This is a genomic window from Lapidilactobacillus luobeiensis (assembly GCF_024345205.1).
Lineage (GTDB): Bacteria > Bacillota > Bacilli > Lactobacillales > Lactobacillaceae > Lapidilactobacillus > Lapidilactobacillus luobeiensis.
In genome coordinates this window covers 38,623-54,680 of record NZ_BROC01000004.1, presented here as the reverse complement: position 1 = coordinate 54,680, position 16,058 = coordinate 38,623, and the positions used below count along the sequence as shown (strand labels likewise).

The following is a 16,058-nucleotide window of genomic DNA, read 5'->3' as shown; positions in this document are numbered from 1 at the left end:
AAGTTAGGAGATTTCTTATGTCGCAATATCGTTATCCCGTCTCTCAAGGAGATACGCTGAATATTTGGAAATATAGTGACCTTCAGGCCCAAAAAGTTAAAAATAACCCCAAGGAAGAAATGACTGCTTCAGTTAATAAAACTGAAAAATATTTAGAAATTGAATATCCGGTTCGACGGCATTTTTTACAGAATATTTCAAATATCCCATTTGATTCGTCAATGGCGTTTCCAAATTTGTATGTTGGATTTGAAAATCCAAGGGTTGACTTCTCCATGGCAATGGGGAATCCATATGTTATTAGCACATTTCTAAATAATAAGTTTTATGTTCAGCAAGATTGTGCACCCCAATTTTTGTTGGAAACCTGTGGTCGTGTCTGTGTTTGGGTAAACGGACAACGTGTAATTGACTTTCATCCGTACACTCGCAATCATTTGGCATCTAAAATCATCGATCTGCCTTTAAATCAGGGTGAAAACAATGTTGTTGTTTATATGGATGACTTGGCCGAGCGTGATGTAACTTTTGCTTTTCAACTGACTTTACTTGATAGCATCGATCTTACTATTGGGACTGAGGTTGACTATGAAGAAGAAAGATTGCAAACGAGTATTGATTTCCTGAAGGGGCTATATTTTGAACGTGACTTGTACACAGAGGGACAAGTTGCAATCTGTTGCGATTCCACAGAGTATTCAAGCGTAATGATTGAATTCGAACATTCCTATTTTCAGGATAATAAACTAGGTGGGGATATTGCTGATTTTAATCGTCAAAATCGAGTGTTATCTGTTATAGACAAAAAGATAACTCTTGGAGATGTCTCTGAATTTGATGTTTCGGGAAGTACTGATATATATATTGGTATTGAAATGCCTAATAAGAGCTATTTATTTAAAAAACTAGTTGTTGGAATCTATGATAAGCAACGATTTACATTTGATGTCAATAAGTCATTGCCCGTGCGTAAAAAATATGTTTTAGATGTATTTTCACACTTAACCCTTCTGGATATGAATAGTGCTTTGGCAGAGTTCGCTTTGAATGGAGATTTTTCGGATTCAGCATGGTCCAAATTGATGCCTGCTATTCAGATGATCAAGGATAAGAGAGATTGTGCAGATTTTATGTTTGCACCATTGTTGGCCTTCACGATTAAGTATTATGATAAGGTTCCAAAACGATTTCTTGAACAAATCAAGCAACTGGCTTTGAGATTTCGCTACTGGATTGATGAGCCAGGTAATGATGTGATGTGGTATTTTAGTGAAAATCATTCTTTACTGTTTCATTGCTGCCAATACTTCGCAGGTAGATTATTTGCTACTGATAAGTTCTCTGTCAGTAAGCGATATGGTTCAGAGCAAGAAAAGATTGGGCGAGAACGGTTATTGGATTGGTTTGCGCAGTTTAACAAATTTGGCTTTTCTGAATGGAATTCTTCGACATATCTACCAATTGATTTGATCGGATTTTTCAGTATTTATATTAGTTCAAAAAATGATGAAGAGGTTTATAAGCTAGCACAAAATGCGCTTGATTTTACTTTTAAGATAATGGCAATTAATCATCATGGTAATATGCTCTCGTCAACTTATGGTCGAATTTATGAGCATGATTTGAAAGGGATGCGTTTGGGCGAAATCAGTAGTTTATTGCAAATTGCTTGGGGCAGGGGCCAGTTCAATTATGCATCTCGAGCAGCCACATTGTTTTGTCTTAGTGATTACCAACCCCCAGAGCAACTTACTAAGTACCTGTTAAGTGATACTAGTAAATTTGCGATATATGCGAACTATCTTCAAGGCGAAAATAGGGTTGAGACTTACTTATACAAAACCTCTCGATATTCATTGGCGTCAGCTGTTGACTATAATGCTTTTAATCCTGGACACCAGCAACATATGATGAATATTAGCTTGGGAACTGATGGAACACAATTGTGGCTTAATAATCCAGGAGAACTTGCACACAGCGGTGAAAATCGACCTAGTTACTGGGCAGGCAATAGTGTTTGTCCAAGGATTTATCAATATAAAAATTTAAGTTTAATCAAGTATAATCTGGAAAAAACTAGTATTAAGTTTGTACATCTGTATGTTCCCTTCTGGCTTTTGAATGAAATAGTTGCTAAGGATAACTGGTTATTTGTTAGGAAAAATGAATCATATCTAGGAATTTATTTCTCAAAAGGATTTAATATTGTAAAAAATGGAGATACAAGAAATCGAGAAGTAGTCTCGCAAGGTAGTAATCAGGACATAGTTGTAAAGTGCTCTTCGGTAGATGAAAACTTTACTTTTGGACAATTTATAGACTGTTATAGTGCTCAAAGCTTTAATGGGTGCCGATTTGTAGATAAGCAAATTGGATCTTTAGAGGTTACCAAAAAGGGCTTAGTGGTCAACGGAGTTGAACAAAATCGAGCTGATACCTATAAAATAAATCCTCTGCGGGTAAATATTTTGGAAAAGGGTGAGGACGATGAAGGCTTTAAAGAGAAATAAGTGGCCGTTACTTTTTACCGGTATTAATATAATTTTATTTATTACATTCTTTCTCGTACCGGCGATTTTGGGGTTCTATTATTCGTTGACGGACTACAAGGGATATTCGACCGCTAATTTTGTAGGCTTTAGTAATTACGTTCAACTATTTCAGGATGGCAGTTTCTATAAGTCATTGTTTAGGACTTTTCGGTATACAATCACACTGGTGCCTTTAGTCTATATAGTTTCATTGGGCGTTGCCCTGATGCTTAATAGTGACCACACAAAGGGAAAATTTCTCGCAAAGATAATTTTCTTCTTACCCTGGACAATATCGGGAATAATTACTGGTGTAATTTTCCGTTGGCTTTTCGGAGAGTCTTTTGGCTTCATTAATTATGTAATTACGTTGATGCATGGAAAGGCAGTCCCTTGGTTTACAAATTCTAATACAGCCTTTATGGTTATAATTTTTGCGGCAATTTGGGCAGGTACAGCATTTAATATGTTGCAGTTTCTTTCTGCTCTTAAGAATATTCCACGATCGCTATATGAAGCCGCGGATATCGATGGCGCAACTGCTTGGCATAAATTTTGGTACATCACTTTACCTTCCTTAAAGCCAACATCATTTATGGTGATTCTGTTAGCAACAATTGGAGCAATGAAAGAGTTTGCATTGGTACAATCTTTAACCAATGGTGGTCCGGGTACAGACAATATGTTTATTGTTCAATATATCTATACAACGGGATTTGATAAAATGAATGTCGGTTATGCAAGTGCTGCCTCTATGGTACTGTTCGCAATTTTACTAATCTTAGGGTTAGTCCAAATGAAGATTGGAGGTAGAACTAATGAATGATTCTGCAGCACTTTCAAATAAAAAGAAGAAGAAATATTCAGTTAGTCGTTTACATGATCGTACATCAACAACACTTTTAACTGTTGCATTAGTGATTATTTGTATTATTTATCTTTTTCCATTATTATGGTTTGTTCTTAGTTCTTTTAAACCGGGATCTGAATTATTTGCTTATCCTTTAACAATTTTTCCCAAGAATCCAACTTTTAATAATTTCAAAGAGGCATGGACTTCTTTGGATTTCATTAGATATTTTGGAAACACATTGATTGCCGCAGTTGGGACGACAGTACTTACTGTACTTGCGAGTGCAACCTGTGGTTATGCGTTTGCTAAGTATAATGCAAAGTGGTTACGCTTCTTCTTTGTTTGTATCATCGCAACGACCATGTTACCAACCGAAGTTATTATGAATCCAACCTTTACGGTTATTCGGTCACTGGGACTTTATGATAATTTGGCAGGGATTATCATTCCTTCGATTAATACGGCCACTGGGATTTTTATGTTTCGTACCTTTTTCGTTTCTGTTCCGGATGACTTGATGGAATCCGCACGTGTTGATGGTGCCAGTGATGGGACGATTTTCTTTAAGATTATGCTCCCGATTGCCCGTCCTATTATTATGACATTGAGTATTTTCTCATTTCAGTGGCGGTGGAATGATTATATTTGGCCATTGATCGTTTTAAATGATCCTAAGAAATATACGTTACAAGTGGCACTACGTAGCTTAGTTGGGGCCGAGAATATTAATTGGACGATTCTAATCGCCGCATCGGTCATTTCAATTATTCCAATCTTACTCGTTTTTATTGTTTTCCAGCGCTACATTTTAGATTCTGGTGCAACGACAGGCCTTAAAGATTAATGAATTATCAATTAGAGGGGTTATAACATGATCGATTATACGGTGTTACATGATCCTCAGACTTTGGGAATCAACAAGGAAAAACCGCATTGTTATTATCACCCTGAAACAGTTGCGGGTGATTCTGAAAGCCATTCTTTAAATGGTGATTGGGGATTCAAGTACTTTGATTCTGGAGAAACGGTTTCTTTTCCAACGATACTAAGGGATTGGAAGTTGGATCAAGGTGGTAAAATTTCAGTTCCTGGTAATTGGCAATTATCAGGTTTTGGTCGGCCGCATTATACTAACATTCAATATCCGTTTCCAATAAATCCACCGTACACTTTTGAGAATAATCCCATGGGTGTTTATCGCAGAAAAATCAGAATACCTAAAAAATATGTTGATCAACAAACTTTTATTCGATTCGATGGTGTTGATAATTGCTTCTTTTTGTGGATAAATGGGCAACGTGTTGGCTTTAGCAAGGGGAGCCGCAATTTAGTTGAATTCAATATTTCAAGTTTCCTGAATGATGATCAGAATGATATTGCAGTTCAAGTTTTTCAATGGTCAGATAGTTCATATATTGAAGATCAAGACATGTGGTGGTTATCAGGTATATTTCGAGATGTGACTATAATAACTAGACCTAGTAATTTCGTTGTAGATTATCAGGTTGATACCAAGATAGATTTCGATAAAAGAATTGGTATTCTTAATATCCAACTAGCCAGCTATTTTCCTGAGAAGCTAAATGTTGAAGTTGATTTAATTGACTCAGACGGAAATGTGATAAGTCAAAACATCCGAATGCTTGCTGGCTTGGGTGTGGCTGAATTTAGGGTTGATGATGTTGAACTTTGGAATTGTGATACTCCCAATCTTTATAAAGTAGTAATTCGAACATCGGAGGAAATAATTAAACAACCATTTGGATTTCGTGAAATTGAAATTATACATGGGGAAATTAAGGTAAATCAGTTTCCCATTCTACTTAAGGGAGTCAATTATCATGAGTTTGATTCGGAGCATGGACGTTATGTTCCTCGAGAGACTTTAGAAAAAGATCTTTTATTAATGAAAAGCGCACATATCAATGCGATAAGATGTTCACATTATCCACATCAACCTCTTTTTTACGAATTGTGCGATCAATATGGCTTTTATGTTATGGATGAGGCCGATCTTGAGTGCCATGGAATCGGTTCTACTGGAGATAAGAATTTCTTGAGCAGTGATTCAATATGGTTGCCAGCATATCGAGATAGAATGCAACAGATGATCGAGCACAACAAGAATTTCACTTGTATACTTTTCTGGTCCGTTGGTAATGAATCCGGTAATGGTATTAACCAAGCAGAGATGGTGGCTTGGGGGAAAAAACGTGATTCAAGCCGGTTATATCATCATGAAGGTGAATCGCGGGACTGTTTCGATTCAGAAACAGATCGATACTTTAAGGATGTTGTGATTGCGGATTTTAATTCGAGAATGTATGCAACAGTCGATGAATTGAATGATGTCGGACAGAATCCACAAATCAAGAAACCATATATTCTTTGTGAATATGGTCATGCAATGGGTAATGGTCCGGGATCATTGCAAGAGTATTTACAACTATTCAGACAATATCCCAAGCTTTCCGGCGGTTTTATTTGGGAATGGAAAGAGCATGGAATTATCAAAAATCGGAATGGCCGCAAAACATTTCTTTATGGTGGTGATTTTGGTGATCATCCGAACGATGGTAATTTTGTTTTAGATGGTATTGTCCAGTCCGATTTAACTTTAACACCTAGTTATTTTGATGTGGCCCATGTCTATGCGCCTTATACAATAAAAAAACTAAAAAATAGTAGTAATGAATTTGAAATTTATAAACGCGACCGGCATTGTCAATTATTGGAACCATTAATTATTAATTACTCCTATCAAGATGATTTGGGTGAAATATCATCAGGAAGTCTTGCAATAGATGATATCGATTTTGACCATAGAACAACTTTTAGAATACCGCAATTAGCGAACTCAAGAAATACCTGCGTACTAAAGGTTGATCTAATTATAAAAGATAGTTCAGGTCACAATGAATTACCGATTACAACAAGTACGCTTTATCACAAAAACCCTTCCGTTCAACAACCAGATGATAGAAAATTTGAAAATATTCGGCAATCATCGCAAGAATTGGTTTTGACTTTAGCAGGCAATGGGTCAAGAGAGTTTTTAGTTGACCTATCCAAAGGGAATTGGCAGTTGCTTGATAAAAATTCGCATAGAATTATTGGACAACATGGACGGAGTGTTTTTTGGCGCCCAATGACCAATAATGATTTCATATCCGAAGAACAGTGGCGCAAAGCCGGTGTCGATGCATTAGCTCGACAATTCCACAGGATTCAGATAGTTTCGGTGACTACTGAGAAAGTGGTTATTGAATTAACAGAGGTTTATGGTGCACCGGGAAAATATTGGCGTATTCAAGTAACGAATAGAGTTTCTTTGCTACCAGATGGCTCGGTAATATATGCTGTTGAGGGAGAGCCGCAAGGAGAATTCTCTCGAACAATTCCAAGAATCGGCCATGAATTTGTGCTTTCAAAAGGTTATCGGAGGGTCGATTGGCTAGGATTAGGACCTCGAGAGTCTTATCCAGATGCAATGAATGGAACCTATCTGAATTTCTTTAGTTTTAAAATCAATGAGGCCTTTTTCAATTATTCTTATCCACAAGAAAGTGGCAATCATATGGAGACTTATTGGTCGAAAGTAAGTGGTCCAAATTTGCCAACGATTATATTTAGTAATGAATCAAGGTTTAATTTTAGTGTGAAGTCACACCCTATTCAGGAAATAGATCATGCTAAACATATAGATGAACTTTCACTATTGCCTCATGACACATATTTCTATTTGGACTTGCAACAACATGGGATTGGTTCGAGGAGTTGTGGCCCGGATGTTCTTAATAGATATAAGTTGTTTTTGAAACCTTATCATTATGAATTTAAAATCGTTTTTGGGCTATCTGATCAAGAGAATGAGTAATGTTTGAAATTGTCACTTTGGCATTAACTGAGTTTTTGCAATGATTGTACTAATTAAGGATCGAGGTAGCCAAATGGGATTAGGGATTCGTGCACACGATGTGCAGATTTTTGATGATACGCCGAGATTGATCGAACGACTGCAGGAGTTGGGGTTCGATCACATTCAATATGCACCACGTGTCTCACTTAAAAAAACAACAAGGGATGGTCGCGAACTTACCGCTGATCTGGCCCAAGAAACTGGTGCGTGCTTTAAACAGGCGGGCATCCGGATATCTGTATTAGGGTGTTATGTAAATATTATTGATCCAGACTTGGATAAGCGCGAGCTGGCCATACAACAGTTCAGCCACTATTTGGAATATCAGCATTCTTTTCAGGCAAAGTTGGTCGGTACTGAAACTGGCAGTGTGGATCCGAACTTTAATTTGACCAGAGAAAACTATACGGCTGACAATATCGCTTTAACAATCGGGCAAATCAAGAAAATGGTTCAAGCGGCGGAAAAGATTAGTGGGATCGTTGGTATCGAGCCAGGGGTAAACCACCCAATTCATAGTTTGGCGGTCACCAAGCAGATGATCGACGAGGTGGACTCAGAACGGCTACGTATTATTCTGGACGCGGGCAATTTGGTGACGTCCGAAAATGATGATATTGCGGCGATCATTGACCAAGCAATCAATCTCTTTGGAGATAAGATCGATGTTTTTCATTTGAAGGAGTACGTTGTTCATGGTGGGCATGCGCAGGTCGTTCCCGTGGGCGAAGGAGTCGCCAATCTCGGCCCTGCCTATCAAATGATCCGTAGTAAGAAACCAGCTGCTGATATTATTTGGGATGAGGTCATGCCAGCAGGATTTGATCGGTCGATCAAGCGGATCCACGAACTTTCGCTGTAAGAATAAAGAAAAACCTAGCGATTATCCAGTAGCGCAAAAATAAGTACGCTTACGTAAGATAAAAAGCCTTCCAGTTGTTTATTATGGAAACAGGGCTTGATCAGATGATATACGAAAACAGGGCTGAAGTCGATCAGTTCTGTTTTTTTACTAAAAAAATAGAAATATCTATTTATATTACTTAGAATACGCTATAATAAGGCTAGAATGGGTTAAGTCCAATTACTACGAATCTGGTTTTTAGGCAAAAAATAATTAAATCGTTTGTAAGTCGTCATGAGATCCTGATCAGGAGCAAATGTATCTTTTAGGAAGTTTAAAGCCTGCTTTTTTGGGGATATTGATTGGCTAAATAGTCTTTTTTACATAAAAATGGTTTAGGGTTAGGACCATTAATCTAATCAAATGGAGATTGAATATGGCAACAATTACGGATATCGCAAACAAAGCGGGGGTCTCAATATCGACCGTCTCGCGAGTTTTGAATTATGACAGCAACTTAATCGTTACTGAGGATACCAAGCGGCGTATTTTTGAAGTGGCCGAGGAACTAAATTATACGAAATATAAAACAAAGCGTCAGCGACGGCGAAAGCAGAATCGATCTGATGAGCAAGCTAAAGCGATGAAGAATATCGCGCTTTTTCAGTGGCGTTCGGGTGAAGAGGAACTGGCCGATCTTTACTATATGTCGATTCGGATGGGCGCTGAGAAAAAGGCTGCACAATTGGGTTATAATTTACTAAAAGTCGCCACCCCTGGAGATGCGGTTATTAATGATGTTCAAGGCAGCCTTTGTATCGGTAAATTTGATGAAGCAACGATCAAAAAGGTGCTAAAAATCAGCAAGAATGCTGTTTTTGTAGGAACTAATTTTCCTACGAATGGGTTTGATACCGTCAATAGTGATTTTCCCCTTGCAACAACACAGGCACTAGAATATTTGCTTAGTTTGGGACATAAAAAAATTGCTTTTATCGGCGCTGAGGAACGAGAGAACATGTATGGGTATCGGGATTATCGGACGCCGGTCGTCAATACTTATCTTGATGCAATGAAGTATTATGGCTATTTTGATCCACGCTATTTTAGCGTTGACCGTGATTCTGAATTGACCGTAAAAACTGGCGAAAGATTGATGAGTGCTAACTTAGCTGCATGGGCTGATGATTTACCGACGGCGATCCTGACGGCCAACGATCTGATGGCGATCGGTGTCATCAATGTGTTGAATCAGCACCAGATCAAGGTGCCAACGGACATTTCTGTGATGGGGATCAATGATGCGGCCTTTGCGCGTTATGTCAACCCACCGCTTTCAACGGTCAAGGTATACACTGAAGAAATGGGTGAGGTCGGGCTTGAGATGTTGGATGTTAGGATCAATCGACCGATGATCTCTAGACGTGTTATTTTGAGCACACAGTTGGTTATTCGGGACTCAACGGCCAAGCCCCGAGATCTAAAAAATGAATGAACAAAAGTCAAGAGGGACTGCTCACTTTTTTTGGTAAAAGATGAGCAGTTTTTTAGTAAAAAAATGTTGACATTTTCTTGATTAGAGATTATTCTATATCTAAGAAAGCGTTTTACCGGAGTGAGCAAATGCGAAAAAAATGGGCATTCTTTTCAATGTTACTTCTAGTATGCGTAATTCTAGTGGGCTGTACGCAACAAACAAAGCAGACCGATAAGTTTGATCAAGTCACTTCGACTAACATTAAACAGTTTGCTAAACATTACGCTAATTCCAAATTTACCGCTGGTGAAGTTCCGATCAATTCGTATGTCGCTTTCACTGGTAAAATTACTAAAAAAGATACGAAAGGGCAGGTCATTAAAAAAAGTGATCGTTTCATCGTAAAAAACGCTACAGCCAAGGTCCAAGTGATCAGCAGTGCAGACACTCAAGTCGCTGTCGGCGATCGAGTAACAGTCTACGGCGAGTATTACGGATTGATCAAGGCGTATGTTGTGGAAAAGGTGGAGAGTAATGACAATCAGTGATCTAAGAAAAAATCCGTTACAAACCAAGGAGGATTTTGATCAGGCATTTCTGGAATTGATCGAACCTCTAAAAGAAATCATTAGTGCAGAAGGTCCTCGTGGCAGACTTGATCTGGGTTCAAGCGGAACCGTCTATAGTGAGGACGAACGAGAGATCGAGGCGTTCTTGCGGCCGTTATGGGGTTTGGGACCGTATTTACAAGGACAAGAACATCCAGAGTCGATTTATTTAAACTCATATTTACAAGGCATTAAAAAGGGGACTGATCCTGACAACGAGGCTTATTGGCACGATATTACAGATTTCGATCAAACTATCGTTGAGATGGCTGCGCTTAGCACATTCTTGATCATGAATCGTCAATTGGTTTTGACCAATTTCAATGACCATGAGCTTTTAAAACTTCAAAATTGGTTATTACAAGTCAATCAACATCAACTTCCTGATAACAACTGGCATTTCTTTAGAGTTTTAGTTAACGTCGCGCTTAAAAAGCTAAATTTAACTTACTCGCAAGAAATGATCGAGCAGGATCTAGATCGTATCAACGAGTTCTATGCAGGTGATGGTTGGTACTTTGATGGTGCCCCAGTCCAGCGTGATTATTATGTTTCGTTCGCCATTCAATTTTATAGTTTACTTTATTATAAATTCATGAATCAAGAAGATCCGCAGCGTTGTCAGCTCATTTCCGAGCGAGCGGTCATGTTTGCGAATAATTTCAAATATTGGTTCGATGCTGATGGTGAGGCAATCCCCTTTGGTCGTAGCTTGACCTATCGCTTCGCTCAGTCCGCCTTCTTTAGCGGCTTGGTTTATGCGGATATCGAGGCGTTGCCTTGGGGAGAGATCAAAGGGCTGTTACAACGTAATCTTCATCAGTGGTTCAATCAGGATATTTTCTCCAAAGATGGTCTGTTGACCATTGGTTACCACTATCAAAATCTTGTTTTTGCTGAAGGTTATAATGGTCCCGGTTCGCCGTACTGGTCGTTTAAAGTGTTCGCATTGTTAGGCGTACCAGCAGAGCATCCGTTCTGGCTTGCTAAAGCGGAGCCATTAAAAGTCCTTGAAAATAAACCAAGTGTTGATGGTCGCAATTGGTATCAACATTCGGATGATGATCATCATTTACAGTGTTTTCCAGCTGGGCAGTTTGTCACTTTTCAGACCCATGCCAGTGCTAAGTATAGCAAGTATGTCTATTCATCGAAATTTGGCTTCAGTGCGCCCAAAGCAAACTATTGGTATTACGAAGGTGCCTATGACAATTGCTTGGCCCTTGCCGAAGATGATCATTATTTCCGAACCAAACCATTGGACGATGATTTCGAACTTTTAGATGATCGCATCATTCATTACTGGCACCCTTGGGCTGATGTCTCGATAAAGACGACGATCGTCCCTTGGGGTGATTGGCATATTCGTATCGAAGAACTTGATAGTGCACGTGAACTTGATGCTTACGAAGGTGGTTTTAGTGTACCATTTCGAGGATCGAGCTATCAAAACGTCGACCGATCGCGCGCAACTTATGATTCGCAAATGGGTCGGAGCAGTATTGAAGGTGTGGTCGGTTTCTTGGAAGCAGGTTTTACGAAGACCGAGCCGAATACGAATTTGTTTTTCCCACTGGCAGGTCTGCCGTTTTTGAAAACACATTTGCAGGTTGGCCAGCATTTGCTTGTTTCAGCAGTTTTGGGCGCACCTAAGGGTTATGAACAAAATGAACGCCCTACTATTCAAATTGCGGAGAATTCGCTGCAAATTTTTGATTCATTCAAGCAGGTTCAAATTGATTTAAGAAGAAAATAAGCAAGAGAGGAAGGATAGGGATGGGTAACCGGAATTTAGCACCACCTTTTTAAAAAGTTTAGGTTTCACCATTGAGAGGGTTTTAACTGGAATAGTTAAGGTTTAAAAATGGAGGTAAGGAAAAAGATGAAAGTTTGGCAAAAGGTTTTAGCAACGGCAGCAGTAGCGGGCGTGGCCTTATCGTTAGGGGCATGTGGTAACGGTTCAGACAAGGATAGCTCGGCGGACAAGAGCGGTTCAAAGAAAACAGTTTTGAAAGTTACGACTTGGAACTATGCTACAACACCAGAATTTGCGGCACTGTTTAAGGCTTTCGAAAAAGAACATCCTAACGTTGATGTTCAACAAGTCGACGTCCCAGCGGATGACTATGATACAAAAGTAACAACAATGATGTCATCTGGTGATACGACTGATATTTTGACAATGAAGAACTTACTATCCTATTCAAACTATGCATTACGTGATCAGCTTGTTGATCTTTCTAGCCATGTTAAAGATATCGATCAAGGCCCAGCGGCAGATACCTACAAGATGTATAAAGTCAAAGGCAAAACTTATGCTCAACCTTATCGGACAGACTTCTGGGTGCTTTACTATAATAAGAAATTGTTTGATGCTGCCGGGATCGATTATCCGGACAATTGGACTTGGGACGATTATGTCACAAATGCTAAAAAATTGACCGATGCTTCTAAAGGTCAATATGGGACTTATCAGCATATTTGGCGGTCAACGATCCAAGCGATCGCGGCTGCACAAAATGACAAGAATTTGATGGATCCATCATCTTACGAGTTTATGAAACCATATTATGAACGTGCCCTAGATCTGCAAAAATCAAAAGCACAAATGACTTATGGTACTGCTAAATCAACCAAAGTAACTTATAATTCTCAATTCGAAGAATCCAAAGCAGCGATGCTTTATATGGGGACTTGGTTCATGGGCGGCCTGGTCAATGATACGAACAGCGGCCAGACAAACGTTGAGTGGAGTATCGCGCCAATGCCACAAAAGAGTAGCAATGGTAAGACAACGACCTTTGGTTCACCAACTGGTTTTGCGATCAATAAGAACTCAAAGAATAAGAAGATCGCCCAAGAATTCCTTGATTTCTGTTCCGGTGAAAAAGGCGCTAAAGTTATGGCCAAAATCGGGATCACACCGTCATATCGCAATGATGCTGTAAACAAGATCTATTTTGCAACTAAGGGTATGCCAACGGATGATGTTGCTAAGAAAGCCTTCAATCCAGATAAGATCGCAGTGGAATTCCCTGTTGCTAAAGACGGTCCTGCTGTTGATAAAATTTTGCAAGAAGAGCATGACCTGATCATGGTAGGCGATGAAACGCCAAGCAAGGCCATTTCAAATATGCAGTCTCGTGTTAAAGAAGAATTGAAATAATCGTTAGTCTTTTAATAATCATCTGTTTAGTTTACAAATAGAGAGGGGGAAGAGATGTTGAGCTCGTAGAAGTTGAAACGGGCTCAACATTCTCATTTTATTATGCAAGTTACCTCAACCGATGAAAAAATCAGTAAGCAGAAACACCGACTCCAACGAAAGAATACGTTGATCGCCTACTCGTTCATCGCACCTAACTTTCTCGGATTCTTCATCTTCACTTTGATCCCAGTTGTTTTCTCGTTCGTACTCGCTTTTATGTCGTGGGACTCATTTTCGACTCCTAAGTTTGTTGGTCTAGACAATTTCAGTAAAATGATCCATGATACGACTTTCTGGATCTCGTTTAAGAACACTTTCCTTTATACGATCGGAGTCGTTCCCTTCACATTACTGATCTCTTTAGGGCTAGCGATCTTATTGAATAAGAAATTAGCCGGTGTTAAATTCTTCAGAACAGCGTTCTTCTTCCCTTACGTGACTTCATTGGTTGCGATCGCGGTCGTTTGGAACATGTTGTTCCATCCAACGATGGGCCCGATCAACCAATTCTTGCGGATGTTCATTGCCAACCCTCCTGGTTGGACCACAAGTTCTCAATGGGCTTTGACAGCCATCGTGATCGTTAGTATTTGGCGGTTCATGGGTTATTATATGATCTTATATCTAGCCGGTCTTCAGAGTATCCCTAAAGAATTATATGAAGCTGCTTCAATGGATGGTGCCAACAAATGGCAACAGTTCAAGAATGTGACCTTACCTTCACTACGACCAACGACTTTCTTTGTCACGATCATGTTGGTGATCAATTGCTTCAAGATCTTTGACCTGGTCCAAGTTATGACAGATGGTGGACCTGGACGCGCGACCAATGTATTGGTCTATGAGATCTATAATGAAGCATTCGTTAAATTCAACTTTGGTTATGCATCCGCGATCGCCTTTGTTTTGTTCGTCATCGTTCTAGGCGTCACGATCATCCAATTTGGTTGGAACAAACGACAAGAAAAGGCATAGGAAGGAGTGGTTAAAAATGGAAGCACCAGCAACGATCGATGTTATTTCTGAACACAATAAAAAGAAACAGCGGCGAGCACGGATCAATAAGATCATCCTGTACATTGCTTTGGCACTATTATCGATCCTGACCCTGATCCCGTTCTTCTGGATGTTATCCGCATCTTTTAAGACGAATAATGATGTTTTCACGGTGCCGATCCAATGGATTCCGAAGACTTGGCATCCAGAGAACTATTCGATCATTTGGAAACAGATCCCCTTAGCGACATTCTTTAAGAATACGATCGTCTTGAGCGTCGTCATAACGTTTATCCAGCTTTTGACCTCGAGTTTTGCGGCTTATGGCTTTTCCAAGATGCATTTCAAAGGTCGTGATACACTCTTCTTGATGTATATCGGCACGATCGCGGTACCATGGCAGTCCTACATGATCCCACAATTCATCATGATGCGTCATTTACACTTGACAGATACTTTGATGTCATTGGTTCTTTTACAGGCATTCAACGCCTTCGGTGTTTTCTTGATGAAACAGTATTATACGAGTATCCCGGATGAATTGTGTGAGAGCGCACGGATCGATGGGTTAACTGAATGGGGTATCTATCGGCGGATCATCTTACCATTGACGAAACCAGCAATCGTCAGTTTAACGATCATTACGTTTGTCAATACGTGGAACGATTATATGGGGCCGTTCGTTTATCTGTCATCAACTGAGAACAAGACGTTACAATTAGGATTGAAGATGTTCGTGGGTCTATATGATACGCAGTACGCTTATATCATGGCGGCATCGGTATTGTCGATCTTACCAGTTGCAATCGTCTTCCTAGTTTTACAGAAATACTTCGTTGAAGGGATCGCAACTTCAGGGATGAAGAATTAGATTAAGGATTGAGGAAAATGAAAAAACAGTCTTTTGAAAACAATGTCTATATGAAGATCTTTAATTGGCTCTATATCTTCTTTGTGACAAGTTTATTATTCTCGATAGTCAATTTACCCTTTGTCCTGTGTGTTCTTTTCTTGGCACTTGATGTCCGCAATGCATTGATTTTCTGGGGATCGTTGCTCTTCTTCGGTCCTGCATTGATGGCCGGACTTGCGGTGATCGATCGATTTATGGAGATTAAGACGGCTTCGCCCTTTAAGGACTACTTTCATTTTCTACGTCAATTCTTTAAAGTTGGATTCTTGTATGGCGCGATCACATTACTGATCATTGGGATTTTTGGAACAGATATATATTTCTTCATGTTACACCAAAAAATCGGTCAGTTTCTTGTGCCGCTAATGCTTATTCTAATGGTTGTCGTACTTGCTTTATTTGTCAATGTGATCTATTTTCAAATTCGTAATCCGCAGAGAGATTTTAAATCAGTTCTGAAGGTCTCACTTTATTATCTAGCAAAGCGGTGGTATTTGGCGTTGATCAATGCTTTAGTTTTGCTGTTACTACCAACACTGATGCTGATCAAGCCACAATTTGGCATGGTACTCACACCTTCTCTGATCATGCTGTTGCTTTATTTAAATTGTGGCTTCCTTGGGGTCACTTCATTAGCCCAAGGGTTACCTTGGTCAGATCATTCAACCAAGGATTGAGCAGGAAATCGAATCACGTTCGTGATTCGATT

Annotated in this window: 12 protein-coding genes; all 12 read left to right on the top strand. The window is 39.4% G+C overall.

What is annotated here, in order from left to right; translation table 11 throughout:
* Positions 1–17: 17 nt before the first annotated feature.
* Positions 18–2,510: a hypothetical protein gene (locus tag OCU21_RS02205; RefSeq protein ID WP_261805871.1), complete on the top strand. Its 2,493-nt coding sequence runs from the start codon at positions 18–20 to the stop codon at positions 2,508–2,510.
* Positions 2,488–3,357 carry a carbohydrate ABC transporter permease gene (locus OCU21_RS02200; protein WP_261805870.1) on the top strand — a complete coding sequence of 290 codons (870 nt, stop codon included), beginning with the start codon at positions 2,488–2,490 and terminating at the stop codon, positions 3,355–3,357. Before OCU21_RS02205 ends, OCU21_RS02200 begins: the two co-directional genes overlap by 23 nt.
* Positions 3,350–4,228 (top strand): carbohydrate ABC transporter permease, encoded by an 879-nt coding sequence (locus OCU21_RS02195; protein WP_261805869.1) that lies wholly within the window; start codon positions 3,350–3,352, stop codon positions 4,226–4,228. Before OCU21_RS02200 ends, OCU21_RS02195 begins: the two co-directional genes overlap by 8 nt.
* A 27-nt stretch (positions 4,229–4,255) precedes the next feature.
* A complete protein-coding gene (locus OCU21_RS02190) occupies positions 4,256–7,261 on the top strand; it encodes a glycoside hydrolase family 2 TIM barrel-domain containing protein (protein WP_261805868.1) in 3,006 nt (1,001 codons plus the stop codon).
* 40 nt (positions 7,262–7,301) lie between these two features.
* Positions 7,302–8,165, top strand: a complete 864-nt coding sequence (locus tag OCU21_RS02185; RefSeq protein ID WP_261805867.1) for a sugar phosphate isomerase/epimerase family protein — start codon at positions 7,302–7,304, stop codon at positions 8,163–8,165.
* A 418-nt stretch (positions 8,166–8,583) separates the two neighbouring features.
* Positions 8,584–9,642 carry a LacI family DNA-binding transcriptional regulator gene (locus tag OCU21_RS02180; RefSeq protein WP_261805866.1) on the top strand — a complete coding sequence of 353 codons (1,059 nt, stop codon included), beginning with the start codon at positions 8,584–8,586 and terminating at the stop codon, positions 9,640–9,642.
* Positions 9,643–9,770: 128 nt separating this feature from the next.
* The gene (locus tag OCU21_RS02175; RefSeq protein WP_261805865.1) at positions 9,771–10,172 is read left to right on the top strand and encodes a hypothetical protein; all 402 of its coding nucleotides are present in this window, start codon (positions 9,771–9,773) and stop codon (positions 10,170–10,172) included.
* Positions 10,159–11,988 carry a DUF2264 domain-containing protein gene (locus OCU21_RS02170; protein ID WP_261805864.1) on the top strand — a complete coding sequence of 610 codons (1,830 nt, stop codon included), beginning with the start codon at positions 10,159–10,161 and terminating at the stop codon, positions 11,986–11,988. The genes OCU21_RS02175 and OCU21_RS02170 overlap by 14 nt, the downstream gene beginning before the upstream one ends.
* 126 nt (positions 11,989–12,114) lie before the next feature.
* Positions 12,115–13,398 (top strand): ABC transporter substrate-binding protein, encoded by a 1,284-nt coding sequence (locus OCU21_RS02165; protein ID WP_261805863.1) that lies wholly within the window; start codon positions 12,115–12,117, stop codon positions 13,396–13,398.
* Positions 13,399–13,500: 102 nt separating this feature from the next.
* Positions 13,501–14,415 carry a carbohydrate ABC transporter permease gene (locus OCU21_RS02160; RefSeq protein ID WP_261805963.1) on the top strand — a complete coding sequence of 305 codons (915 nt, stop codon included), beginning with the start codon at positions 13,501–13,503 and terminating at the stop codon, positions 14,413–14,415.
* Between the two features lie 151 nt (positions 14,416–14,566).
* Positions 14,567–15,307, top strand: coding sequence for a carbohydrate ABC transporter permease (locus OCU21_RS02155; RefSeq protein ID WP_261805962.1), 741 nt, complete (start codon positions 14,567–14,569; stop codon positions 15,305–15,307).
* A 17-nt stretch (positions 15,308–15,324) separates the two neighbouring features.
* A complete protein-coding gene (locus OCU21_RS02150; protein WP_261805862.1) occupies positions 15,325–16,026 on the top strand; it encodes a YesL family protein in 702 nt (233 codons plus the stop codon).
* Positions 16,027–16,058: the final 32 nt, after the last annotated feature.